Genomic DNA, 25,382 nt, shown 5'->3' with positions numbered 1-25,382 from the left:
CCCCCGCCCTGGTAGACGATCGTCACCGTCCCCGCGAGCGTCTCGTCCGGCCGCGTCAGCGCCTCGTGCTCGGCGAGCGCGTGGCGGATCAGTTCGGCGATCAGCTGCGAGCGCGACGGCAGCCCTCGCTCCTCCACCATCAGGTCGAGCTGGCGGAACAGCTCGGCCGGCAGGCTCATCGAGAGGCGCGCCAGCCTGGCCGGTTCGGGCCGCGAGTTTTCGGGGGGGCTCATGCTGCCGGGCATCTCAATTATTACCTATCGTGTCAATCGTAATACCGACCTCTTCCCGCTCCAGCTCCGGCGGGACGTCGGGAGGCTGCTTGCGGGTCAGTTCGAGGTCGTAGACCACCCCTGCCCCGTAGCGGTGCGGCGCGTGCGGATCGTGGCGGCGCTTGTCGAGCGTGAGCACCCGCGTGCCGAGCCCGAAGGCCTCCTTGATGTCGTGGGTGACCATGATGATCGTCAGCCCGTGCTCGCGCCACAGGCGGGTGATGAGCGCGTGCATGTCGCCCCTGATGCCCGGATCGAGCGCGCCGAAGGGCTCATCGAGCAGCAGGATGCGCGGGCGCTTGATCAGCGCCTGCGCGATTGCCAAGCGCTGCTGCATCCCGCCCGACATCTGCGCCGGGTAGAGATGGCGGCTGTCGGCGAGGCCGACCTCGTCAAGCATTGCCTCGGCCTCGGCGACGCCCGCCTGCCGCGCGCTGCCGAACAGCCGCGCGGTGAAGGGCGAGGCGGCAAATTCGAGACCCAGCAGCACATTGCCGAGCACGGTCAGATGCGGGAACACCGAATAGCGCTGGAACACCACGCCGCGGTCCGGCCCGCATTCGGCGGGGAGCGGCGCCCCGTCGAGGGTGATACGCCCCCGGCTCGGCTGCTCCTGCCCGAGGATCACGCGCAGCAGGCTGCTCTTGCCCGCCCCCGAGGGGCCGATGATCGAGACGAAGCTCCTCTCGGCAATATCGATCGTGATGCGTTCGAGCACCACCTTCTCGCCATATTCGACCCAGAGGTTGCGCAGGGACAGCATGGCTCAGCGCGTCCCCAGATGGGCCCAGCCGAACAGGCGGCGGCTGGCGAAGGTGAGGGCCAAGTCCATCAGAACCGCCAGCAGCGCGATCCACGCCACGTAAGGGATGATCACGTCCATCGCGAGATAGCGCCGCACGAGGAAGATGCGGTAGCCGAGGCCGACGTCGGCGGCGATCGCCTCGGCCGAGATCAGGAACACCCATGCGGGGCCGAGCGAGAGGCGCAGGGCCTCGAACAGGCGAGGCAGCGCCTGCGGCAAGGCGACGCGCAGGATCACGCCCCAGGAATTGGCGCCGAGCGTGAGCGCCTTGACCACCTGCTCGCGCGGCAGGGCACCGATGTGGCCGGCGACATCGCGGATCATGAAGGGCGCGACGCCGATCACGATCAGCGCCACCTTGGCAGCCTCGCCGAGGCCGAAGGTGATGAACAGGATCGGCAGCAGCGCGATCGGCGGGATCACCGCGATCCCGGTGACGAGCGGCCCGAGAGTGCTGCGAACCGGCGGCAGGGCGCCCAGCATCAGGCCGACCAGCAGCGCCGAGAGCGTCGCGATCCCCAGCCCCGCGCCGAGCCGCCACAGGCTCGCGGCGGTGTCGGCCCAGAACAGATATTGCCCCGAGAGCGGATCGGGCTCGAACAACAGCCCCGCCATCGCCGCCGCCATCGCTCCCGGAAGCGGCAGGATCTTTTCGGCGGGGTTGTCGGCATGGCGCGCGGCGGCGGCGATGACGTAGCCGAGCGCCAGCACCAGCAGCGGCGCCGCGCCGAGCAGCAGACTGCCGCGCCGCTCGGGATTGGCGGTCACCCAGCGCACCGGCTTACAGCTTCCCGTCCGCGGCCATCACCATGTAGGTGTTGTCGAAACGCAGGGTTATCGCGTTGACATCGCCCAGCGCCTTGCTCCCTGGGAAGCTCATCCCCACCGCGTCAGCCGATCGCGCACCTTGCCCGAACAGACCTTGGGCGAAGGAGAAATCGCGCACCCGGTTCATGGTGGTGACCAGGTCGTCCGATAACATGGCCGCCGCCGCTGCCCTGGGATCGGTGTAGAGGAAGGTGGTCGCCAGCTGGCCCTCGAAGGCTTCGGGTGTGGTGCCCGCGAGCTTCGCCATCGCGGCGCGCGCGGCGGCACCTTCGGCGTCCTTCCGGGCCATCAGCGCCATGGTTTCGTACCAGATGCCCGCCAGCGCCTTGCCGAGGTTGGGATTGGCCTTGAGCGTGGCGGTATCGACCACCAGAAGGTCGAGGATCTCGCCCGGGATATCGGCCGAGGTGAACACCGCCTTGGTGCCCGCCACGCCCTTCATGGTGGTGACCTGCGGGTTCCACGCCACGGCTGCGGTGACCTCCGGCGCGGCGAAGGCGGCGGCGATGTCGGCGTCCGAGGTGTTGACCGTTTTCACGTCGGCGAGCTTGAGGCCGCTCTTCTCGAGCGCGCGGGCGAGGAGGTAGTGCGAGACCGACAGCTCGGCGAGGTAGACCTGCCGCCCCTTGATCCCCGCGAGCGTTTCCGCGCCCTTCAGCAGCACCGCGTCATTGCCGTTGGAATAGTCGCCGAGGATGATCGCGCTGGTGTCCTTGCCGCCTGCGGCGGGGATGGTCAGCGCGTCCATGTTGGCGACCGTCACCCCGTCCAATTTGCCCGCGGTGTACTGGTTCACGCTCTCGATATAATCGTTCACCTGCACGAACCTGATCGTGATCCCGTACTTGTCGCCCCACTTCTTCACGATCCCGGCCTGTTCGGCATAGGGCCAGGGCATCCACCCGGCGTATATCGACCAGCCGATGTTGAACTCGGTCTTGGGCGCGGCTGCCTCTTCCTCCCCGCCGGAGCATGCTGTCACCAGCAGCGCGGCGAGGCCGAGGAGGAGGAAGCGGGCTGCCCGGGAGAGGTGGTGGAGCATGATTCGTCCCCTATGTTGCGCCCGCGAACATCCGCGCCTTGGCTGCGTTTGTCCACCATGATTTATTACGATTGATTGCAAACGTAATATGGGAGAGATTGGTTCCACCGTGGCAGGCGCTGCGCCCTTGCGGGGCGCTTCCTCTCCCCGCCTGCCGCCGCATGGAGGCAAAGAACCATGACCAAGAACGCTGCCCGCCCGCTTGCCACGCTTGCCGCCGCCGCTGCACTCGCGACCTCGGCCTGCGCCGAGGACGGCCCGCCGCCGAACGATGCGGTCGGCCCCGCGCCCGATCTCGCCGAGAACGCGATGAAGGTGCCCGGCTTTGCCGATTTCATGGCGATCGACGGCGATGCGGTGTGGGTCACCAATGACGGGCGGGTCGAGAAGTGGACGCCCGCGGGCCTCGCTGCGAGCACCCCCGTCCCGCGCCCCTGCGGCGCGATGACCACTGCGGCAGGGTCGTTGTGGGTCGCCAATTGCAAGGACGGCGATGTATACCGGATCAACCTTGCGACGGCTCAGATCGAGGCCAAAATCGCGACCGGCCTCGGCAATCCCAAGGGCGAGACCAACGTGGTCTCCGGCGCGGGATCGGTATGGGTGCCGAGCGACCCGGCGGGCAAAGTCGCGCGGATCGATCCGGCGACCAACACGGTGATCGCGACGATCCCGGTAACGCCCGAGACGTGGTATCTCGCCTTCGGCTTCGATGCGGTGTGGGCGGTGTCGAGCGAGGGCAGGTCATTGGAGCGGATCGACCCCGCCACCAACGCGGTCACCGGCAAGGTCTCGATGGGCGACACCCCCGGCTTCCTCGCGGCCGGAGAGGGCGCGGTGTGGGTGCAGGAACAGGGCGACGGCACGGTCGCCAAGGTCGATCCGGCGGCGCTCACCGTGCAGGGGCGCACGAAGATCGGGCCCAAGCTCAAGTGGGGCGATATCGATACCGGCGACGGCGCGGTGTGGCTGCGCACCACCGAGGACCAGACGATGGTGGTGATCGACGCCCAGAGCCTCAAGATCCGCGCGCGCATGGGGCCGAGTGTGGGCAGCGGCGCGCTGCGCTGGACACCCAAAGGCGTGTGGACCTCGGCACATGACAATCAGACGCTGTCATGGTGGAGCCCGCCCGCCGCCAAGTGAAGCCGCTCGCCTTTGCCAACCCTTGGCGATTTTTCCCAAGGTTTTGCCCGGCGGGCCGGCGCTCGTGCAGCCTGTAGCGAGCAAAATCGCGCAAATCCGGCGTTTTTCGCGTTTGGCACGGCTCCTGCAAAGTCTGCGGCATCCCCGGGACAGGCCCGGGACACACCGCAAGACACGTCAAGGAGACCCGCCATGTACGCCAACGAAACCAGCCATCGCCTCTTCGCCGCCGCCTTCTCGGTGGTGCTCTCGGCCGCCTTCTTCGCCTATGCGATCATCCCCGCGAGCCCGACGCTGATGGCCTGATCGGAGGGGGAGGCGCTCAGCCCTTCCACCCGATCGAGACATAGAAATTGCGCGGCGCGCCGGGATCGAACCCGCCGCCGCCGCCGGGACGGACCCGGCTCGCGTAAGTCTCGTCGAGCAGGTTGTTGACCCCCGCCCCGATCGTGAAACCGCCCGCGACGGGCCATTCGACCGAGGCATCGAGCACCTCGTAGCCGGGCAGGAAGAAGTCCGCGACATTGTTGTCCGCGCCCTCCTGATTGCCGACCGAGGTGAAGGTCAGCGCCGCGCGCGCGCCATCCTTGCCGATCCACGCCAGCACCGAACGCAGCAGGTGCCCCGGCGCATATTGCGGGGTGAAGCCCGCCGCGACGCCATCGGTGAACTCGGCATCGAGCAGTTGCAGATTGGTCGAGAGGCGCAGGGTGTTGTCGCTCTTCGCCAGCCCCTCGGGCCCGACGAGATCGAGCCGCACCGCCAGATCGATCCCCTGGTTGCGCATATTGCCGACATTCTGCCGCCGCGCGCCGCCCGTGCCGACCGCGCCGAAGGGCGGCGAAGCGGGCAGCGGCCCGGCGAGGAAGCCGACCTGGTCCTCGAACTCCACGCGGAACAGCCCCGCATCGATCCGCACCGCCGGGATCGGCTCGGCCTGCACCCCGCCCTCGATGGTGAAGGCGTAGGAGGCCTCGAAGGTGCCGGCCGCGTCGATCCCGGCCTGGAAGGTCACGCCGTCATTGTAGAGCAGTGGCTTGAAGGCGCGGCTGGCATTGGCGACGAAGCGCAAGGTGGGCGCGGCGTCCCACGTCACCCCGATGCCGTAGAGCGGGACAGTGCTCACTTCCTCGCGGTTGCCGAGCGTGCCGTTGGCCGCCCCCGGCCCGCCGCCGGTGGCGCTGCCCACGCCGAGGTCGAGTGTCTCGACCACCCGCTGGCGCAGGCGTTCGAGCCGGAAGCCGGGGACGATCTGCACGTCGCCGAAGCCGAGCTTGACCTCGCCGAACACCGCCGCCGTGTCGCCGCTGCGCTGCGCCCGCGCGAGCGCGCCTGCGGTGCCGACGAAGTCGGCGTTGGTCGCACCCTTGTCGACGAAGACCGGCGCGTCGGAGGTGTGGCCGAGCACGCCGATGGTGACGCTGTGCTGGCCATTGCCGCCGAAGTCGCGGCGAGCGCGCAGGTCGATGCCGGCGGTGTCGAACACCTGGAGCTGGCGGATCAGCACATTGGCATCGGGCGTCACCTGGCCGAAGCTGCCGCCTGCCTGGCGCCAGCTCTCGCGCTCGAAGCGGCTGTAGAAGGCGCGCGCGGTGACGAGGGTGGCGTCATCGGCCTGCCATTCGACCGCAAGGCTCGGCGCGAAACGCTCGATCCGGACGCGGTCGCGGGTGAGCGAGCCGTCGCGGCGGTCGGCCTCGAGCCGCGCGCGGGTCAGGCCGCCGGGCTCTCCGAAGCGGCCGGTGTAATAGTCGAGGCTCAGCGTCGCGGTGACATCCTCCCCGAGGTAATGGCCGCGCAGGCGCGCGGTGGTCTGCTCGTGGTCGGAATTGACGCGGCGCGGGCCGTCGCCTTCGGCGTAATGGATGAAGCCGTCCGCGGCGAGCGTGCCGTTCGAAGCGGCGAGGCTGGCATAGCCCTGCCGCGCGTCCCAGCTGCCTGCGGTGAGCCGCGCCTCGGCGCCGACACCCGCCTCGCGGCGCGGGCCCCTGAGCACATAGTTGATCGCCCCGCCCGGCTGCGGGCCGTAGAGCAGGCCCGATGCGCCGCGGATGAACTCGATCCGCTCGACCGCTTCCAAGGGCGGGGTGAAGTAGCCCGCGGGATAGGAATACATGTCGGGCACGGCCGGCACCGCGTCCTGAAGCGTCAGGATGTTCCAGCTCTCGTGCGGCTCGCCGAGGCCGCGATAGGAGAGCGAGGCCCATGACCCGTTCGAGACTTCCGAGACCAGCAGCCCGGGGATGTCGGCGAGCGCGACGCGCAGGTTGCGGGTGGGCACCGGGGGGATGTCGTCCAGCACCGCGATATCGCCGAGCTTGCCCGCGAAGATCAGCGTGCCCGACTGGTCGGGCAGGCGGTCGCCGTCGCGCTCGGCGGTGACGATGATCGAGGTTGCCGGGCCGGGACCACCCGCTTCGGAGCCGCTCTCGGGAGCCTCGCCATTTGCCCACGCGGGGGCGGCGGTGGTGGCAAGCAGAAGCGCGGCGAGCGACGGGGCGGTGGGCAGGCGCAGGGACATGGGGGCTCCGGATCAGGTCGGAAAGGGAGGCCCACATTTCTTGCTATTGCGAATGATTGTCAATCTTTATTTCCGTGCGGATCGACAGGCTCGTGATCCGCGCGCGCCTTCATGCTCGCCGCCATGACACCGACCGCTCGGCGCGGCTGACGCGCAGGGCCCCGCCGCCCGCTTCGGGCGGATACTCATGGATGAAGCCGTCGCTCGCCATGTCCTGCCATTGCCAATCGGCCAGCGGCTCGCCCTCAAGCGAGAGCCAGCGGCCGCGCTCGGGAAAGCGCACGAAATGGGCGAGCCGTCCGGCGCGTTCGCGTGCGAGCGACGCCACTTCGGCCTCGAGCGCCGTGTCGCGCGCGCTCCAGTCGACGGGCATGTCCTGACAATAGGCATTGTTGTTGCCGTGCTGGCTGCGGCCGAATTCGTCCCCTGCGGTGAGCATGATCGTGCCGGTCGAGGCGAACAGCGTGCCGAGCAGCGCGCGGCTGTCGGCGGCGCGGCGGGCGAGGATGGCGGGATCATCGCTCGGGCCCTCCACCCCGCCGTTCCACGAGTGGTTCTCGCCGTGCCCGTCGCGGTTGTCCTCGCCGTTGGCGTGGTTGTGGCGGTGTGCGTAGCTCACCGTGTCGGCGAGGGTGAAGCCGTCATGCGCCGCGAGGAAATTCACGCTCTTGCTTCCCTTGGGGCAATCCGCCCCGAACAGGTCGGACGATCCGGCGATGCGGGTGGCGAGCGTTCCGATGGTCGCCTCGCCCTTCCAGAAGCGGCGCACGTCGTCGCGGTAGCGGTCGTTCCATTCGAGCCAGTGCGGCGGGAAGTGCCCGAGCTGGTAGCCGCCCGGGCCGATGTCCCACGGCTCGGCGATCATGATGCGATCGGCCAGCACAGGCTCGGCGGCGAGCTCGGCGAAGATCGGCGCGTTGGGATCGAAGCCCGGCCCGCGCGCGATCACGGGGGCGAGGTCGAAGCGGAAGCCATCGACCCCGCAGTGGCGCACGAAATGCGCGAGGCTGTCGATCATCAGCTGGCGCACCGCCGGATTGGCGAAATCGAGCGTGTTGCCGCAGCCGGTGTCGTTGATGAGGCCGCCACCGGGCGCGCGGGCATAGGCGGCCGGGTCGAGGCCCCGCAGCGACAGCGTGCCGCCATGGACGTCGCTCTCGCCCGAATGGTTGAACACGAGATCGAGGATCACCCCGATGCCGCCCGCGTGCAGCGCCGCCACGGCTGCGCGAAGCTCGGCCACCCCGCCCGGGCACAGGCCGGGATCGAGCGCCATCATCGCCACGGGGTTGTAGCCCCAGTGGTTCGCAAGGCCGAGCGGCGGCAGGTGGCGCTCGTCGATCCAGGCGACGATCGGCATGAGTTCGACGGCGCTGACGTGCAGCTTTTGCAGGTGCGCGATCACCGCCGGATGCGCGAGTGCGGCGATGGTGCCGCGCTCGGCCTCGGGCACATCGGTGTGCAGCAGGGTGAAGCTGCGCACGTTGATCTCGTAGATCAGCCCGCCGCGCTCGAAGAGCGGCGGCTGGTGCGGCACCTCTGCGAGGGGCCCTGTCACCACCGCGCGCGGGACGAGGTCGGCGGTGTCCTCGCCATAGTGCCCGAGGCGCGGGTGCTGGACGAAGCGGCGGTCGAGTTCGAGGGCGTAAGGGTCAACCAGCAGCTTGGCGGGATCGAACCACAGGTTCTGCTCCGGCGCGTAGGTGCCGTGGGCGCGGTAACCGTAGCAGGTGCCGGCGAGGTCGCCGGCGATGTCGAGCGCCCACACCTCGCCCTCGCGCGCCATGGCGTGGCGGGTCTCGGCCTCGCCGTCGAACAGGCAAAGGTCGAGCGCCTCGGCGCGCGGCGCGCGGACGGCGAAGCGGGTTACGCCGCGCTCGACATGCGCGCCGAGCCCTGGCGTCACGTCACCACGTCGGGCGCGGTGCGGCCGGTGTGCGCCGCGATCCCGGCGATCGCTTCGGCGGCGGCGATGAGGTCGGCGAGCATCGCCGGGGTCTCCTCCGCCAGCCGCCCTTCCGGCCCCTCGTAGCGCTCCAGATAGACCCGCAAGGTCGCGCCCTCGGTGCCCGTTCCCGACAGGCGGAACACGATCCGCGAGCCGCAGGCGAACATCACCCGCGCGCCCTGGTTGCGGCTCTCCGAGCCATCGACCGGGTCGGTGTAGGCGAACTGGTCGGCAGCAGCGACCGTGAGCGGCCCGAAGGTCTTTCCCGGCAGGCCCGCCAGCGAAGCATCGAGCGCCGCCATCAGCGCGCTGGCCTTGGCTGTCTCAATCGCCTCGTAATCGTGGCGGGCGTAGTAGTTGCGCCCGAAGCGCGCCCAGTGCTCGGTCGCGATCTGCATCACCGGCTTGCCCGTCACCGCGAGGATGTTGAGCCACAGCAGCACCGCCCACAGCCCGTCCTTCTCGCGCACGTGATCGCTGCCGGTGCCGGCGCTTTCCTCCCCGCAGATCGTGGCCTTCCCCGCATCGAGCAGCGTCCCGAAGAACTTCCATCCCGTCGGCGTCTCCCACAGGGGGATGCCGAGCGCGTCCGCGACCTTGTCCGCCGCCGTGCTGGTCGGCATCGAGCGGGCAATGCCCTTGAGGCCGCCCGCATAGGCCGGGGCACAATGCGCATTGGCCGCCAGCATCGCCAGCGAATCCGAGGGCGTGATGAAGACGCCCTTGCCGATGATGAGGTTGCGGTCGCCGTCCCCGTCCGACGCTGCGCCCAGCGCAGGCGCATCGGGCGACATCATCAGATCGTGGAGCACGCGGGCATGGACGAGATTGGGGTCGGGATGGTGCCCGCCGAAATCCTCGAGCGGGGTGCCGTTGTGGACCGTCCCTGCCGGAAAGCCGAGGCGGCGTTCGAGGATCTCGTGCGCATAGGGCCCGGTCACCGCGTGCATCGCGTCGAAGGCCATCGACAGGCCCTGCCCCGCCGCCGCCCGGATCGCGGGGAAATCGAACAGCTCCTCCATCAGGTCGGCATAGTCGGCCACGGAATCGATCACCTCGACCATCATGTCGCCCACTTGGCTCGTGCCGATGCGGTCGAGATCGACCTCGGGCCCGCCATCGACCATCATCCAGCGGTCGATGGTCTGCGTGCGCGCGTGGATCGCCGCGGTTACCGCCTCGGGCGCGGGGCCGCCATTGGCGATGTTGTACTTGATGCCGAAATCCTCGTCCGGCCCGCCGGGGTTGTGGCTGGCCGAGAGGATCAGCCCGCCGGAAGCGCCATACTTGCGGATCACGTGGCTCGCCGCGGGGGTCGAGAGGATGCCGCCCTGCCCGACCAGCACGCGGGCATAGCCGTTCGCCGCCGCCATGCGGATCGCCTCGGCGATGACGGTGCGGTTGTGGAACCGCCCGTCGCCGCCGATCACCAGCGTCGAACCCGCGGGCCTCTCGGCAACGTCGAACACCGCCTGGATGAAGTTCTCGGCATAATTGGGCTGCTGGAACACCCGCACCTTCTTGCGCAGGCCCGAGGTGCCGGGCTTCTGTCCTTCGAAGGGCGTGGTGGGAAACGTCTGGATCATCCCTGTTCCTCGATCAGTTGGCGGTAGAGCGCAGCATAGGCCGCGCCGCTCGCGCCCCAGGAGAAATCCGCCTTCATCCCGTTTGTCTGGAGGCGTTTCCATGCGGCAGGGCGGTGGTAAAGCGCGACGGCGCGGCTGATCCCCATCGCCAGCGCGCCGGGGGTGACGGCGTTCATCTGGAAACCCGTGGCCACTCCGGCGGCGAGCGCGGCGGGGTTGGCGTCAATCACCGTGTCGGCGAGCCCGCCGGTGCGCGAGACCACGGGGACGCAGCCGTAAGCGAGGCCATAGAGCTGGGTCAGGCCGCAGGGCTCGAAGCGGCTCGGAATGAGGATCGCGTCGCCCCCGCCCTGCAAGCGGTGCGAGAGCGCCTCGTCATAGCCGATCCGCACGCCGATCCGCCCCGGATGGCGCGCGGCGGCGGCGTGGAAGCGCGCCTCGATCTCCGCGTCGCCCGAGCCCAGCAGCGCCAGCCGCCCGCCGATCCCGACAAGGTGATCGAGCACCTCGGCGAGCACGTCCATGCCCTTCTGCCAGGTGAGGCGGGAGACGACGATAAACAGCGGGCCATCGTCCCTGTCGAGCCCGAATTCCTGCTCCACCGCGCGCTTGTTCTTCGTCCGCGCGGCGAGCTTTCCGGCGGCGAAGCGCGCGGCGAGATGCGGGTCGGTCGCCGGGTTCCACTCCTTGGTGTCGATGCCGTTGAGAATGCCATGCACCCGGTTCGAACGAGCGAGGATCAGCCCCTCCAGCCCCATGCCGAATTCGACCGAGCGGATCTCGCCCGCATAAGTCGGGCTCACCGTGGTGATCGCATCGGCGAGCTGCATCCCGGCCTTGAGGAAGCCGACGCCGCCGTAGCTCTCCACCCCGTCGACCGTCCATGCCGAGGCGGGCAGGCCGAGCCGCGGGAAGATGTCGCCCGGGAAATAGCCCTGGAAGGCCATGTTGTGGATGGTGATGACGCTCGGCACGACCCTCGGCATTGGCCGCCCGCCCGCCAGCGGCGCGAGGCGCAAATAGGCGGGCACCATGCCGGCCTGCCAGTCATGCGCATGGACGAGATCGAAGCTGCGCCCCTTGACCGCGCCTGCGCCGATATCCGCAGCCGCCCGCGCGAAGGCGGCGAAACGCCGCCAGTTGTCGTCCCAGTCGCGGCCCGCTCCGTCGGCGTAGGGCCCGCCCTCGCGGGCGAACAGCGCGGGCGCATCGAGCACCAGCAGCGGGTGCTCGCCGAGCTTGCCCGCCAGCAGCCGCGCCGGGGTGCCGAGCAGCGCGTCCCACTTGTGCACCGCCCGCGTCTTGCCGAGCTTCGCCAGCACCGCGGGGTAGCCCGGGAGGAAGCTCGTCACCTCCACGCCTTGTGCCGCGAGCGCGGCAGGCAGCGCCCCCGCGACATCGGCGAGCCCCCCGGTCTTGACCAGCGGCGCGGCCTCGGAGGCGACCGAGAGAACCTTCACCTTCATCCCGTGAGGCGCGCCATCATGTCGCGGGTGACCAGCACCACCCCCTTGTCCGAGATCCGGAAGCGGCGCGCGTCGAGCTCGGGATCCTCGCCGATCACCAGCCCCTCGGGGATGCGCACCCCGCTATCGATGATCACCCGATTGAGCCGCGCCCCCCGCCCGATGTTGCAATAGGGCAGGATCACCGCCTCGCGCACGTTGGAATAGCTGCCGATCTTCACCCCGGTGAACAGCAGGCTGCGGCGCACCTCGGAGCCGGAGATGATGCAATCCCCCGACACCAACGAGGAGACGGCAAAGCCGCGCCGCCCGTCCTCGTCATGGACGAACTTGGCGGGCGCGGCGACCACCGCGTCGGTCCAGATCGGCCAGTCGCGGTCATAGAGATTGAGCTTGGGCACGGTGTCGGTAAGGTCGAGATTGGCCTCGAAATAGGCGTCCAATGTGCCGACATCGCGCCAGTATTCCTCGATTTCTTCAGCCGCCCGGATGCAGCTGCTGGTGAAGCGGTGCGCGACCGCTTTGCCGTGCTTGACGATATAGGGGATGATGTCCCCGCCGAAATCGCGCTTCGAATTCGGGTCGTCCGCATCGCGGCGCAGCTGTTCGAACAGGAAATCGGTGTTGAAGACGTAGATCCCCATCGAGGCGAGCGCCATGCCCTCGTTGCCCGGAATGCCCGGCGGATCGGCGGGCTTTTCGACGAAGGCGGTGATGGTGTCGGCGGCATCGACCTGCATGACGCCGAAGCCGGTCGCCTCCATGCGCGGCACGACAAGGCAGCCGACGGTGACGTCCGCGCCCGAATTGACGTGCTGCTGGAGCATCAATTCGTAGTCCATCTTGTAGATGTGGTCGCCCGCAAGGATCACCATGTACTTGGGCGCGTGGGACGCGATGATGTCCATGTTCTGGAACACCGCGTCGGCCGTGCCTTCGTACCACTGGTTTTCCGAGACGCGCTGGCTGGCGGGCAGGATGTCGAAGCTCTCGTTGCGTTCGGGGCGCATGAAGTTCCAGGCGCGCTGCATGTGACGGATCAGCGAATGCGCCTTGTACTGCGTCGCCACCCCGATGCGGCGGATGCCGGAATTGATCGCGTTCGACAGCGCGAAGTCGATGATCCGGGTCTTGCCGCCGAAATAGACCGCGGGTTTCGCGCGCCGGTCGGTCAGCTCCATCAGCCGGCTGCCGCGCCCGCCGGCGAGCACATAGGCCATCGCCTCACGCGCCAGGGGGCGTCCCGATGTTCTTTCATGCATCCCATTCTCTCCCCAGAGTGGTGTTGTGTTCTTATCCCGTGAATTGCAGCATTATCGTGGCAAGCGGCGGCAGCACGACATGCGCCGCGCCGCCCGCTGCGGTGACGCTTCCCATGTTGCCCTTGCCGCTGCCGCCATATTCGAGCGCGTCGCTGTTGAGCACCTCGGCCCACACCCCGTCATGCGGCAAGGGCAGGCGGTAGGCCTCGTGAAAGGCGGGCGTCATGTTGGCGATCACCGCCACCGGAGCCTCGCCCGGAGCCTTGCGTGCCCAAGCGAAGACCGAGTTGTCGGCGTCGTCGGCGATCAGCCATTCGAAGCCCTCGCCTTCGCAATCGCGGGCATGGAGCGCGGGGGTCTGGCGGTAGAGGCGGTTCAAGTCGCGGACGAGATCGGCAACGCCGCGATGCGCGCGGGCATCCATCAGGTGCCAGTCGAGGGCGCGCTCCTCGCTCCATTCCCGGCGCTGGGCGAATTCCTGGCCCATGAAGAGCAGCTTCTTGCCCGGGTAACCCCACATCATCGCATAGTAGGCGCGCAAGTTTGCGAATTGCTGCCAGTCGTCGCCGCTCATCTTGCCGAGGATCGTGCCCTTGCCGTGCACCACCTCGTCATGGCTCAAGGGCAGGACGAAGTTCTCCGAGAAGGCATAGACGAGGCCGAAGGTGATCTCGTTGTGGTGATATTTCCGGTGGATCGGGTCACGCGCCATGTATTGCAGCGTGTCGTGCATGAAGCCCATGTTCCACTTGAACCCGAAGCCCAGGGCCGTGCGCGGCCCTTCGTCGAAGGCGGGCTGCGAGACGCCGGGCCATGAGGTCGATTCCTCGGCAATCGTCATCACCCCGCCGTGGGTGCCGTAGAGCGCGCGGTTGGTGGCGCGCATGAACTCCACCGCCTCCCAGTTCTCGCGCCCGCCCTCGGCATTGGGGATCCACTCGCCGTCCTTGCGCGAGTAATCGCGGTTGAGCATCGAGGCGACCGCATCGACGCGCAGCCCGTCGACATGATATTGCTCGGCCCAGAACAGCGCGTTGTTGACGAGGAACGAGCGCACTTCCTTGCGCCCAAAATTGTAGATCGCGGTGTTCCAGTCGGGGTGGAAGCCGAGGCGCGGGTCTTCGTGCTCGTAGAGCGCGGTGCCGTCGAAACGGGCGAGGCCGTGCTCGTCGACCGGGAAGTGCGCGGGCACCCAGTCGATCAGCACGCCGATCCCGGCGCGGTGCGCTCCGTCGACGAAGCGCGCGAACCCCTCGACATCGCCGAACCGGGCCGAGGGCGCATAGAGCCCGGTGGTCTGGTAACCCCAGCTCGGGTCGTAGGGATGCTCGGACACCGGCAGGAACTCGATATGGGTGAAGCCCATTTCGGTAACGTAAGGGATCAGGCGCGCGGCCATTTCGTCCCAGGTCAGGAACCAGCCATTGTCGTCACGCTGCCATGAGCCGGGGTGGACCTCGTAGATCGATATCGCCTCGCGCCGGGGATCGACGCTGGCCCAGTGCGCGCGGTGGGCCTCGTCGCCCCATTCGCGCTTGCCGGGGCGGGCAACGACGCTCGCGGTCCTGGGGCGCAGCTCGCTGGCGAAGGCGAAGGGATCGGCCTTGAGGGGCTGCACTGTGCCATCCGGGCCGGTGATGCGATACTTGTAGGCCGCGCCCTCGCCGATGTCGGGGATGAAGATCTCCCACACGCCGATGTCCACGCGGCGGCGCATCATGTGCGCGGCCGGGTTCCAGCCGTTGAAATCGCCCACCAGATTGACGCCGCGTGCATTGGGCGCCCAGACCGCGAAGTGGACACCGTCCGCGCCCTCGTGATGGATCACGTGCGCGCCCAGCTTGTCGAACAGGCGGAAATGCGTGCCCTCGGCGATCAGGAAATCGTCCATGGGCCCAAGCACCGGGCCGAAGGAATAGGGGTCGGTCACCCACCATTCGGCGCCCGCCCCCCGGCAGCGATATCTGACGGGCTTGGGCTTGCCCCGCAGCTTGCCTTCGAACAGCGGGCCATCGACCCGGGTCATCCTGCCGAGACGCCCCCTCTTGAGCGAGAAGGCCTCGGCCTCCTCGGCCCCGTGCAGGATCGCACGGGCGAAGGTGCCTTCCGGCCCGTCATGCGGCCCGAGCAGCGAGAAGGGATCGGCGTGGGTGCCGTCCAGCAGCGCGGCTATGGCCTCTGGCGGCGGCTTCACTTAGAGCACTTTCCGGCCATTCAGACCCACCCTGATCGTGTCAGGAAGTCCGCTGGACAGGAACAGTGCGCGGCAGGGGCTGGTTGCCCCTGCAAGTGCTGTGACGAAGCCAGCGGACTTCCTGACACGACCCCGCAGGGGCGGGCCGCTTTTGGCCCAGCGCCGCGTCGCTCGTCGCTCACTATGCTTCGGCATGGCTCTCTCCTCGCTTCTTGCGCTGGGCCAAAATCGGCTCCGTCAGGGTGGGTCTGAATGGCCGGAAAGTGCTCAAACGCCCCAGATCTCGCGCGCATATTCGCCGATGGTGCGATCGGACGAGAACCAGCCGACATTGGCGATGTTCATGATCGCCGACTTGCGCCAGCCTGCACGGGCCTGCCAGCGCGCGTCGACATCGCGCTGGGCGGCGGCATAGGCGTCGAAATCGGCCGCGACCATGAACCAGTCGGAGGTGTAGAGCGCGTCCATCAGCCCCTGGTAGCGCGCCGGCTCGTCGGGACTGAACACCCCGCTCGCGATCGAGCGCACCGCCTGGCACAGCTCGCGGCTGCCCTCGATCACCGCGCGGGGGTTGTAGCCATCGGCGCGCTTGGCGGCGACTTCCTCGGCGGTGAGGCCGAAGATCACGATGTTGTCGCGCCCGACCCGCTCCATGATCTCGATATTCGCGCCATCGAGCGTGCCGATGGTGAGCGCGCCGTTGAAGGCGAACTTCATGTTGCCCGTGCCCGAGGCTTCCATTCCGGCGGTCGAGATCTGTTCGGAAAGGTCGGCGGCCGGAATGATCCGCTCGGCGAGGCTGACGTTGTAATTGGGGACGAACAGCACCTTCAGCACCTCGCCGACCGAGGGATCGGAATTGATCCGCCGGGCGATGTCGTTGGCGAGTTTGATGATGAGCTTGGCATTGTGATAGGTCGGCGCCGCCTTGCCGCCGAAGATCTTCACCCGCGGCACCCAATCGCGCTCGGGATGGCTGCGGATCTGATCGTAGAGCGCGACCGTCTCGATCAGGTTGAGCAGCTGGCGCTTGTATTCGTGGATGCGCTTGATCTGCACGTCGAACAGCGCATCGGGATCGAGCCTCAGGCCGGTCAGCTCGCGCAGGTGGTTCGCAAGATCGACCTTGTTGGCGCGCTTCACCTCGTCGACCCGCTCGCCCAGCGCCGCATCGCCGGCCAGCGCGGCAAGATCGGCGAGCTTCTCGGCATCGGCGATGAACCCGTCACCGATCGCCTCGCGCACCAGACTGGTAAGGCGCGGGTTGGACTGGTGCAGCCAGCGGCGCGGGGTGACGCCGTTGGTCTTGTTGTTGATCCGCTCGGGATAGAGCCGATGGAGATCGGCGAACACCGTCTCCTTCATCAGCCCGGTGTGGAGCGCGGCCACCCCGTTGATCGAATGCGCGCCCACGAAGGCGAGGTTCGCCATGCGCACGCGGCGTTCGCCATGCTCGTCGATCAGCGAGATCGCGGCGATCGCGGCATCGCCGAGCCCCGCCTTCCTCGCCTCGCGCAGCACCTTGGCGTTGATCGCATAGACGATCTGCATGTGGCGCGGCAGCAGCCGCTCGAACAGCGGCAGCGGCCAGCTTTCGAGCGCCTCGGGCAGCAGGGTGTGATTGGTGTAGGCGATGGTGGCGCGGGTGATGTCCCAGGCCTCGTCGAACATCAGGTGATGCTCGTCCATCAGCAGGCGCATCAGCTCGGCGACGGCGACCGAGGGGTGGGTGTCGTTCAATTGGATCGCCGCCTTCTCGGGCAGCGTGCGCACGTCGCCATAATACTGCACGTGGCGGCGCACGATGTCCTGTATGGAGGCGCTGGAGAAGAAGAACTCCTGCCGCAGCCGCAGCTCTTGGCCCGCAGGGGTGGAATCGGCCGGATAGAGCACCCGCACCAGCGTATCGGCGCGCACCTGCGCCGCGAGCGCGCCCGCGTGGTCGCCCGCGTTGAAGGCGGCAAGCTGGATCGGATCGAGCGCATTGGCGGTCCACAGCCGCAGCGTGTTCACCCGCTTGCCCTGCCAGCCGACCACCGGCGTATCGACCGCGGTCGCCTCGATCTTCTCGGCCGGTGACCATTGGATCACGCCGTTCTCGCTGGTCACCTCGCCGCCGAAGCCGACCAGATAGGCGCTCTCGCGCCGCTCGAACTCCCACGGGTTGCCGTGGGCGAGCCAGGTTTCGGGCAGCTCGACCTGCCAGCCATCATCGATGCGCTGGCGGAACATGCCGTTGATGTAGCGGATGCCGTAGCCGAAGGCGGGGATGTCGAGGCTGGCGAGGCTCTCCATGAAGCACGCCGCGAGCCGCCCGAGCCCGCCATTGCCGAGCGCGGCGTCGGGCTCCAGCTCCTCCAGCCGGGCAAGATCGAGGCCGTGTTCGCGCAGCGCCTGCTCCATCTCGCGCGTCACCCCGAGGTTCGAGAGCGCGTCGCGCAGCAGCCGGCCGATCAGGAACTCGAGGCTGAGGTAGTAGACCCGCTTGGCCCCGGTCTCGTGCGCGGCCGAAGTGGAAGCAAACCAGCGGTCGATGATGTCGTCGCGCAGTGCGAGCACCGAAGCCTCGTACCAGTCATGCGGCTTGGCGGCACGCTCGGTCTTGCCGACGCGGTGGCGCAGGGCGCCCATGATGCGCGCTTCGAGATCGCCGGACTTGCCTTCGGGGCGGTTGGTCACGCGGGACACTCTCCTTGGTTGGACCGGCGCAAGACGCGGGCCCGGCGGATCCATCGCCGCCACCCTCGCCCCCCCGGCAACGGCCTCCACACTAATCAGGTGCGCCGCCCGGCAGCAATCGCAGAAGTGCCCTGACAATCGTATTCATGCGGCGAATTGGCAAAGGTGCGGGCGCGGACGCTTGCATGAGCGGGCAAAGCACCCGATGCGACACGGCGGGAAGCGGCGAGGGAGACGGCGATGGAGCAGTTGCACACGCTGGCGCAGGCGGCCGGGGTGGCCCGTGCATGGACCGATGTCGAAGGCCGGCAGCAGGTCGTCGGCGATGCGGCGCTGGCGGCGGTGCTCGCCGCGCTCGGGCACGAGGCCGCGAGCGAACGCCAGATCGCGCGCAGTCTTGTCGCGTTGGAGGAACGGCGCCGCGCGCTCCCCGCCATGCTGGTCGCCGACTGCGGGGGAACGATCGCCCTGCCCTTCGCCCCGCCCCGTGCCGAAGCGACCGGGGAGGACGGCGTCACCCTGGCGCTGGCGGTTGCGGGCGAGCGCCTGACGGTGCCCGAGGTGCCGGGCTATTACGACCTCGTGCTGGGCGGGCATGCGACCCGGCTCGCGGTCGCCCCGCCGCGCTGCCCGCTGCCGCCGCAGGGCGCGCGCCGCCCTTGGGGCGTGTCGGTGCAGATCCCCGCGCTGCGGGCGGCGCGCCCCTCCCCCTTCGGCACCTTCGGCGAACTGGCCGAGACCGCGCGCACTTTCGGCGCGGCGGGAGCGGACGCGCTGGCGATCAATCCCGTCCACGCGCTGTTCCCGGGGCACGGCAAGGGCTACAGCCCCTATTCGCCCTCGACCCGTTTGTTCCTGAACGGCGCGCTCGCCGATCCGGCGCTGGCGGGACTGCCGCCGCTGCCCGCCGAAGAAGCAACGCCGCTGATCGACTGGGCCGAAGCCCTGCCACGCCGCCTTGCACAGCTGCGCGACATGTTCGCTGCCCTTGCCCCTGAGCGTCGCGCCGCCTTCATCGCCACCGACGATCCGATGTTGCGCCGCCACGCGTTGTTCGACGCGCTCGACTGCCACTTCCGCGCAGCGACGGGCGCGCATGGCTGGCGCGACTGGCCCGCCGCCTATCACGATCCCGCAGGCGAGGCGGCGGCGCGCTTTGCCGCCGCGCACGCCGACGAAGTCGCCTTTCACCTCTTCGTCCAGAGCCTCGCGCAGGCCGGTCTCGAGGCCGCGCAGGCCGCCGCGAAGGAGGCGGGCATGAGCATCGGCCTGATCGGCGATCTCGCCGTCGGGGTCGATCCTTCGGGGAGCGATGCCTGGTCGCTCAGGCACGCGATGCTGGACGGCCTCACCATCGGCGCCCCGCCCGATCCGCTGGGGCCGCTGGGGCAGAACTGGTCGATCACCGGCTTCTCCCCCGATGGCCTCGGCGCAAGCGGCTACGCGCCGTGGATCGCGATGATCCGCGCAGGTCTCGCAAGCGGCGGGGGCCTGAGGATCGACCACGCCTTCGGCCTCGCCCGGCTCTGGGTGATCCCCGAGGGCGGGGCCACGGCGGACGGGGCCTACCTTTCCTACCCCTTCGAAGACCTGATCCGCCTTGCCACACTGGAGGCGCACCGCGCGGGCGGCTTCATCATCGCCGAGGACCTCGGCACCGCGCCGCATGGCTTCACCGGCGCGGTCACCGCGAAGGCGATGCTGGGCATGCGGGTGCTGTGGTTCGAGCGCGCCGCCGACCACGGCTTCATCGGCGCGGGCGACTACGCGCCGCTCAGCGCGGCGATGAGCGGGACGCATGACACCGTTACCGTCGCAGGCTGGTGGCGCGGGCGCGATCTCGACTGGGCGGACGAGCTCGGCCGCCTGCCCGAAGGCATGCCCCGCGCCGAGGCGGAAGCGATCCGCGACTGGGACCGGGGGCTGCTGTGGTCGACGCTCGACCACACCGCACCGCGCCCCGCGCCCGACGACCCCGCGCCGGTGGTCGACGCCGCGATCGCCCACATCGCCCGCACCCCCTCGGCCCTAGTGCTGGTCTCGCTTGAGGACATGCTCGGCCTTGAAGAGCAGCCCAACCTGCCCGGCACAGTCGAGACCCACCCCAACTGGCGCCGCCGCCTCGCCGCTCCGATCGGCGAGCTCGCGGAGGCGCCGGACGTCGCCCGGCGCTGCGCCATTCTCACGGACACGAGGCCGGTCGCCGCGCCGGGGCGGCCGGAAGGCTGAAGCCGAGGCGAAGGCAATGTCCCCCCGTTCCCCCCGTGCCTTGCCTTGCCTTGCCTTTCGCCGCCGACCTACCGCTGTGCCGCGTGATAGCCGCCATAGGCGCGGACGGGGCTCCATTCGGGCTCGATCGCGGGTAGATCCGTCGCCAGCCCCTTGAAGTCGCCGACCGCGTGGACGGGCTTGCCCGCCAGCACGGTGAGATCGGCTTCGATGTCCTTCAGGTCGTCGTCTGCGACATCGAGATAGGGCCCATTGAGCAGCGCGAAATCGGCATATTGGCCCGGCTTGATCCGGCCCTTGAGGCGCTCCTCCTGGCTGAACCAGGCCGATCCGACGGTGTAGTGGAACAGCGCCTCCTCGCGGCTCAACCGGTGCCGCTCGCCGTGCAGTTGCGTGCCGCCCAACGATTTGCCGGTTGTCGCCCAGTAAAGCGCGGGCCAGGGGTTGTAGCTCGCCACCCGCGTCGCATCGGTGCCGAGCCCGAGCGGCACGCCCGCCTCGATCACGTCGCGCAGCGGCGGGGCGTTGCGGGTCGCCTCCTCGCCGTAGCGTTCGAGGAAATATTCGCCCGCATAGGCCATGCGCGCCTGCATCGCGAGCCCGCCGCCCAGCGCCTTGATCCGCTCGATCGTCGGGCGCTTGAGCGTCTCGCCGTGGTCGAAGGCCCAGCGCACCCCGCCGAACCCGTCGCGGCCCTCGGCGACTTCGAGCGCGTGGGCTTTCTCGAAGACGTTGAGGATGTTCGCGATGGATTCGTCATAGGTCGCATGGATGCGCAGCGGCCAGCGGTTCTTCAGCAGGTGCCGTGTCACCTCGAGCAGGGCCGCGTCCCATCCGGCGCGATCCTCGAGCGCGGGGCGATCGGCCATGAAGTTCTCGTAATCGACCGCCGACCAGGTCAGCGTCTCGCCCCCGCCTTCGACCTCGTAGCCGTGGAGCAGCTCCTCGGCGCGATTGACCCCGGCCTGCCAGTCGCGGGTCCAGGCCTCGAACTCGGCGAGTTCGGCGCCTTTCCTCTGCGGGAAAAGGTAGGTCGAGATGCGCATCGTTAGCGCGCCGCTGGCCGCCAGCGCATCGGTGCCCGCATAGTCCTCGGGGAAGCTGTGACCCCCGCCACCGGCGTCGATCACCGAGGTCAGCCCGAAGCGGTTGAGCTCGCGGTAGTAGTGCCGGGTCGAGAGCGCCTGCTCCTCCGGAGACAGCGAGGGCAACGCCGCGACGGCGCCGTAGAGCAGGTCGGGATTGGGCGTGGCATGGAGGATGCAGCCGCCGTCGGGCGTGAATTCGTAGCGCGTGCCATAGGGCGGCTTGGTGGCCGGGGTGAGCCCGCGCACCTCGACCGCCTTGCGGTTGAGGTAGCCCTGCGAATAGAGGAACAGAACGTAGACCGGTGTGTCGGGGGCCGCCGCGGTCAGCTCGGCAGGCGTCGGCAGGCGGCGCTCGGCGAACTGGTAAGGCGACCACCCGCCCACCACCCGCATCCATTGCCCTTTGGGGGTCTTGCGCGCGGCCTCGCGGATCATTTTCAGGCCTTGCGCCAGCGAGGGGACGCCATCCCAGCGCAGCTCGGTCGCGTAGAAGCGGCCCGCACGGGTGGGGTGCTGGTGGCTGTCGTTGAGGCCCGGGATGAGTGTCCGGCCGCCCGCCGAGATGACCCTGGTGGCGGGGCCCCTGCGCGCGAGGATGTCCGAGCTGCTGCCGACCGCCTGGATCAAGCCGCCGCGGATCGCGACCGCCTCGGCGCGCGGGCGGGCGGTGTCCTGGGTGATGATCAGCGCATCGGTGATGATCGTGTCGGGCGGCGATGCAAACAGCTCCTGCGCCAGCACGCGGCCGGGCTGCGCGGCAAGGGCTGCACCGGCCATGCCGCCGAGAGCGAGCATGCGGCGGCGCGAGAGCGCTGGGGGCGGGAGGACGGAAAGCCGGGTCATGACGGGAACTCCTCGGGTCAGAAATCGAACTGCAAGGTGGCTTCGACGAAATCGATGGGGTCGGCCGGGCCGGTGGCCCTGATGAAGTCCTGCGGCGCGGAGTGGGTGAACACGATGCCGAGCAGCAGGTTCTCGCGCGGTTCCCATTCGATCACCCCCGACAGCGAGGTGTCGACGAAACGCTGGCGCGCGCCCTGCGGCTGGCGGAACAGGTTGCCCGGCGGCGCATAGACGCCGTCTTCGCGCTCGAGCCGCCAATAGAGATTGAGGTCGAGCGCGAGGAACAGGTTCTCGCGCGGACGCAACCGGAGGTAGGGATGCAGGTTGAAGAAGTTGGCAGGCCCCAGCACCGCATTCTCGGAGAAGTAGCTGGCATTGGGGTAAAGCGCGCTGAAGGTGCCGAGCACCCCGTCGCCAGGATCGCCGTCGCCGGAGGCGATGTTGGCCGAGAGCATGATCTCGGGCTTCCAGGGGCGATCCTCCCAGCGGTAGCCGGTGTTGGTGGCGAGCGTCCATGCCGAGATGTCGCCGCGCCCGAAGCGGCCAGTCTGATAGACGGCCTCCCAGTCCCAGAACCATCCGCCACGTGATCCGAAGGCGCGCAGGCCCAGGGAGTGGCGCCGCTCGTCGCCCACGCCCTCGATGGTGCGCCGATCGGCGACTTCGGAGAAGATGTAGTAGGCATCGACCCTGCCGAGCGGCGCGGGGAAGGTCGCCTGCACGCCGGCGATGTCGCGCCCCTCGTTGCGCCCGTCGTTGAAGACGCCGTTCGGGTCGGTGGCGACGAGGCGCAGGGCGAAGGCGTCGAGATCGACCGCGCCGAGCCGCGCCTTGACCCGCGCCCCGTCCCAGTTGCGGCGCACGGTCGTCCCGTCGCGCACCGCGAGCAAGCGCTGCGAGCCGAGCCGGATTTCCTGTCGCCCGAGCCGGACGAAGGCGTCCTCGGGTCCGATCTCGACGAACGCCTCCTGCAGATCGAGCACGTTGCGCTCGATCGGGCTGTCCTCCTCCCCGCCCTCGATCAGCGCGCTCACAACGCTGACGCGAGCGCGCAGATTGCCGGTGATCCTCGCGTCGGCCGCGATCTGGGCGCGCTGCGTCCAGAACCAGCCCGCCGTCTCGGCCTCGGCGTCATATTCGAGCGCCGACTGGTAGGTGGCGCGCTCGCGCAGCTGGCCGGTAAGGACAATGGCGCGCTCCGGGGCGGCGCCTTGCGTTTCGGCCTCCGCCCCGGTGTCTGCGGAAAGCGGGCCTTCCGGCAGGAGCAGCAGCACCGCCGCCGCCGATGTCACGAGCGCCCGCATCCCCGCTTCACTTCTTCAGAAGTTCGGCTTCGATCGCGATCTCGACCTTGTCGCCGAGCGCAGAGCCCGACAGGAAGGTGTTCCCGAACGCGGTCCGATCGATCACGCCCCTCGCGCTGAAGCCGATTGCCGGCACCTTCACGAAGGGGTGCGAGGCCATCGAGCCGTTGTAGGTCGCCGAGAGCGTGACCGGCCGGGTCACGCCCATCATGGTGAGGTTGCCGGTGATGTCGGCGGTGGTCGGGCTGGTCCGCCTGACCGCGGTGGACCGGAAGGTGATGGTCGGGAACTGGGCGGCCTTCATGATCAGGTCGCTGGCGATCTCGGCGTCGAAATCCTTGTCCTTGCCGGGATAGCCGGTGTCGAATGAGGTCGCGCCGATGGTTGCCGAGACCGACGATTTCTCGACATTGTCCTTGTCGAACTGGAGCGCGATCGCAACGTCGCTCATGCGGGCGGTGTAGTTCGACAGGCCCATGTGGCCGATCTTCCAGGTCAGCGAGGTGTGGGCCGGGTCGTTGGCATAGGCGCCGCTCGGTGCCTCGACCGGCTTCGACTGGTCGGGGCCGGTCTGGGCTTCGGCGACATTGCAGGCCGCGAGCGTCAGGAGGGCGCCGGCAAGGATCAGATCACGCATAATGTCTTCCGTTTGCTGGGGGTTAAAGGGAAAGCGGAGAGGATCGCCGGGGCTTCAGGCTTCGACGGTGAGCGAGACACCGGCGAATGGTACCGGCTGTTCGGGGATCTTGCGCCCCTTGAGCGGCACCGGCACTCCGACCACGCGCACCCGCCCGGCTTCGAGAAGCGCGGCGAGCCCTGCGGGAGGAACCTCGACCTGGGTGGTGACGCTGCGCTCCAGCCCGGAGCGCAGGTCGGGGATCGGCAGGATCGTGAAGGTGCCCACGTAAGTCGCCGCGCCCGAGGCATCGTCGATCAGGAACAGCCGGTGCTGGAAGGGCTGGATCGGCAGGCTCATGCGCTCGTAGTTGAGCGACACGCGTCCGCGCGCCCTGCCCTCGGTCAGATCGCGGATCCTGGCGAGGTCGGTCTTGCCGAGGTCGATCGTCCCGAAGGTCGTGCCCTTGCCGTCGAAGGTCGGGATAGCCTTGCTCGTCAGGGTCGAGCGCCATTCCAGATCCGCGAAGGCGTAGCCGAGCGAGCGCGTGTCCAGAAGATCCCCCACGCGCACCGCCTCGCGGTCGCCTCCCGGGCCGAAAAACCAGAAGCGGTGGTCGAGCCAGTCGGGATCGGCCGGATTGGCGCGGCCCTCGCCCTGCGCCAGCCAGATCTCCCACACGCGGTCGATATTGCCGTGGTGGCACTGGAACAGCGGATCATTGCCCGCCCCGTCGAACGAGGCCATCTCTCCTCCGGTCCAGTTGTGGACGTTGTTGTGCGCCCCCTGTTCGAGCGTGCCCTCGACCTGGTTCTCGCCAGGCACGCGCTTGCGCCCGCCGAAATGGTCGAATGTCAGCGCCCGCAGCGCCGGGCCGAGCTCGAGGAAATCGGCCGGCACCATGTCGCCCTGCTCCTGCGCGCGGGTGGTGTCCCACAGCGGATTGTCCGCGCCCCACAGCCAGTCCGGAAGACGGGGATTGCGGGTCCAGTCCCAATAGGGAAGCGCGAAAGCCGGCTCGTTCAGCAAGCGGCGGATCTTCTGCTCGAGATTGACCAGATAGGCGCGGTGCCACGGCAGGAAGAACCAGCCGTAATGCACCTGGTAGCCGAAGGTGTTGGTGGCGCAGAACATCGAATGGTGCGCCCAGTGCTGCGCCCAGCCCATCGGGTCGAGCGGATTGGCCTCGGAACGCGCCTTCATCCAGCCCACGGCCTCGCGGTACATGCGCACATCGTCGCTGTCGGCGGTGAGGCTGTTCGCCTCCTTGCGCCCCCCGAAGCCGACGATCTCGCTCATCGGCGCAAGGCGGCCCGGGTCGATCGGGGGAAGCCCGCGCGCGGCCTTGGCGGCGGGCTGGCCCTGCGCCAGCGCCGCAAGCCCGCTGCCGAGGCCGATTGCGCCGATCGCGCCTGCCGCGATCAGCGACCGCCGGGACATGAAAGGATGGGACGTCATGGGTCTACCTTCTGCGTGGTGGTGGTGGCGGTGGTGTGGTGGCGGGCCGGTGCCGGGGATCAGGTACCGGCCCGCCGGGATCGTCCGTGGGGGGG

Annotated in this window: 18 protein-coding genes; 3 read left to right on the top strand and 15 right to left on the bottom strand. The window is 68.9% G+C overall.

Annotated elements, in window-relative coordinates; translation table 11 throughout:
- The 4 genes from AX692_RS09950 to AX692_RS09935 all read right to left on the bottom strand — a co-directional run.
- Positions 1-233: CopG family ribbon-helix-helix protein (locus AX692_RS09950; protein ID WP_230960965.1), on the bottom strand; the 233-nt coding region annotated here is incomplete at its 3' end.
- 13 nt (positions 234-246) lie between these two features.
- Positions 247-1,035 (bottom strand): ABC transporter ATP-binding protein, encoded by a 789-nt coding sequence (locus AX692_RS09945; protein WP_073974487.1) that lies wholly within the window; start codon positions 1,033-1,035, stop codon positions 247-249.
- Positions 1,036-1,038: 3 nt separating this feature from the next.
- On the bottom strand, positions 1,039-1,854 hold the full coding sequence (locus tag AX692_RS09940; RefSeq protein ID WP_073974486.1) for an ABC transporter permease: 816 nt from the start codon (positions 1,852-1,854) through the stop codon (positions 1,039-1,041).
- Between the two features lie 4 nt (positions 1,855-1,858).
- Positions 1,859-2,947 (bottom strand): putative urea ABC transporter substrate-binding protein, encoded by a 1,089-nt coding sequence (locus AX692_RS09935; RefSeq protein ID WP_073974485.1) that lies wholly within the window; start codon positions 2,945-2,947, stop codon positions 1,859-1,861.
- A 177-nt stretch (positions 2,948-3,124) separates the two neighbouring features.
- Here AX692_RS09935 and AX692_RS09930 point away from each other — a divergent pair, with 177 nt between their 5' ends.
- A complete protein-coding gene (locus AX692_RS09930; RefSeq protein ID WP_073974484.1) occupies positions 3,125-4,093 on the top strand; it encodes a hypothetical protein in 969 nt (322 codons plus the stop codon).
- A gap of 192 nt (positions 4,094-4,285) precedes the next feature.
- A complete protein-coding gene (locus tag AX692_RS20105) occupies positions 4,286-4,399 on the top strand; it encodes an enoyl-CoA hydratase (protein WP_196489948.1) in 114 nt (37 codons plus the stop codon).
- 16 nt (positions 4,400-4,415) lie between these two features.
- Here AX692_RS20105 and AX692_RS09925 read toward each other — a convergent pair whose 3' ends face one another.
- The 7 genes from AX692_RS09925 to AX692_RS09895 all read right to left on the bottom strand — a co-directional run bounded on the left by AX692_RS09925 (position 4,416) and on the right by AX692_RS09895 (position 17,701).
- On the bottom strand, positions 4,416-6,614 hold the full coding sequence (locus AX692_RS09925; RefSeq protein ID WP_073974483.1) for a TonB-dependent receptor family protein: 2,199 nt from the start codon (positions 6,612-6,614) through the stop codon (positions 4,416-4,418).
- A 109-nt stretch (positions 6,615-6,723) separates the two neighbouring features.
- Positions 6,724-8,520 (bottom strand): glycogen debranching protein GlgX, encoded by a 1,797-nt coding sequence (gene glgX, locus AX692_RS09920; RefSeq protein WP_073976976.1) that lies wholly within the window; start codon positions 8,518-8,520, stop codon positions 6,724-6,726.
- Positions 8,517-10,148 carry an alpha-D-glucose phosphate-specific phosphoglucomutase gene (locus AX692_RS09915; protein ID WP_073975837.1) on the bottom strand — a complete coding sequence of 544 codons (1,632 nt, stop codon included), beginning with the start codon at positions 10,146-10,148 and terminating at the stop codon, positions 8,517-8,519. Before AX692_RS09915 ends, glgX begins: the two co-directional genes overlap by 4 nt.
- Complete coding sequence (glgA, locus tag AX692_RS09910) at positions 10,145-11,614, bottom strand: glycogen synthase GlgA (RefSeq protein ID WP_073975838.1); 1,470 nt, start codon at positions 11,612-11,614, stop codon at positions 10,145-10,147. Before glgA ends, AX692_RS09915 begins: the two co-directional genes overlap by 4 nt.
- Complete coding sequence (glgC, locus tag AX692_RS09905; protein WP_073976977.1) at positions 11,611-12,876, bottom strand: glucose-1-phosphate adenylyltransferase; 1,266 nt, start codon at positions 12,874-12,876, stop codon at positions 11,611-11,613. The genes glgA and glgC overlap by 4 nt, the downstream gene beginning before the upstream one ends.
- 31 nt (positions 12,877-12,907) lie before the next feature.
- Positions 12,908-15,070 carry a 1,4-alpha-glucan branching protein GlgB gene (gene glgB / locus AX692_RS09900; RefSeq protein ID WP_073973462.1) on the bottom strand — a complete coding sequence of 721 codons (2,163 nt, stop codon included), beginning with the start codon at positions 15,068-15,070 and terminating at the stop codon, positions 12,908-12,910.
- A 267-nt stretch (positions 15,071-15,337) separates the two neighbouring features.
- On the bottom strand, positions 15,338-17,701 hold the full coding sequence (locus tag AX692_RS09895) for a glycogen/starch/alpha-glucan phosphorylase (RefSeq protein ID WP_230959588.1): 2,364 nt from the start codon (positions 17,699-17,701) through the stop codon (positions 15,338-15,340).
- A 288-nt stretch (positions 17,702-17,989) separates the two neighbouring features.
- Here AX692_RS09895 and malQ point away from each other — a divergent pair, with 288 nt between their 5' ends.
- Positions 17,990-19,978, top strand: a complete 1,989-nt coding sequence (gene malQ / locus AX692_RS09890; protein ID WP_073973460.1) for a 4-alpha-glucanotransferase — start codon at positions 17,990-17,992, stop codon at positions 19,976-19,978.
- Between the two features lie 68 nt (positions 19,979-20,046).
- Here the strand turns inward: malQ and AX692_RS09885 are convergent, their stop codons facing one another.
- From AX692_RS09885 to AX692_RS09870, 4 genes are read right to left on the bottom strand one after another with little or no spacing between them, the layout of a single operon-like run.
- Positions 20,047-21,909 (bottom strand): amidohydrolase, encoded by a 1,863-nt coding sequence (locus AX692_RS09885; RefSeq protein ID WP_073973459.1) that lies wholly within the window; start codon positions 21,907-21,909, stop codon positions 20,047-20,049.
- Positions 21,910-21,926: 17 nt separating this feature from the next.
- Complete coding sequence (locus tag AX692_RS09880) at positions 21,927-23,213, bottom strand: alginate export family protein (RefSeq protein ID WP_073973458.1); 1,287 nt, start codon at positions 23,211-23,213, stop codon at positions 21,927-21,929.
- 7 nt (positions 23,214-23,220) lie between these two features.
- Positions 23,221-23,850, bottom strand: a complete 630-nt coding sequence (locus tag AX692_RS09875) for a YceI family protein (protein ID WP_073973457.1) — start codon at positions 23,848-23,850, stop codon at positions 23,221-23,223.
- A gap of 54 nt (positions 23,851-23,904) precedes the next feature.
- Positions 23,905-25,269, bottom strand: a complete 1,365-nt coding sequence (locus AX692_RS09870; protein WP_073973456.1) for a tyrosinase family protein — start codon at positions 25,267-25,269, stop codon at positions 23,905-23,907.
- Positions 25,270-25,382: the final 113 nt, after the last annotated feature.

Source organism: Erythrobacter donghaensis, from assembly GCF_001557325.1.
Lineage (GTDB): Bacteria > Pseudomonadota > Alphaproteobacteria > Sphingomonadales > Sphingomonadaceae > Erythrobacter > Erythrobacter donghaensis_B.
This window is presented reverse-complemented; position numbering and strand designations above follow the sequence as displayed.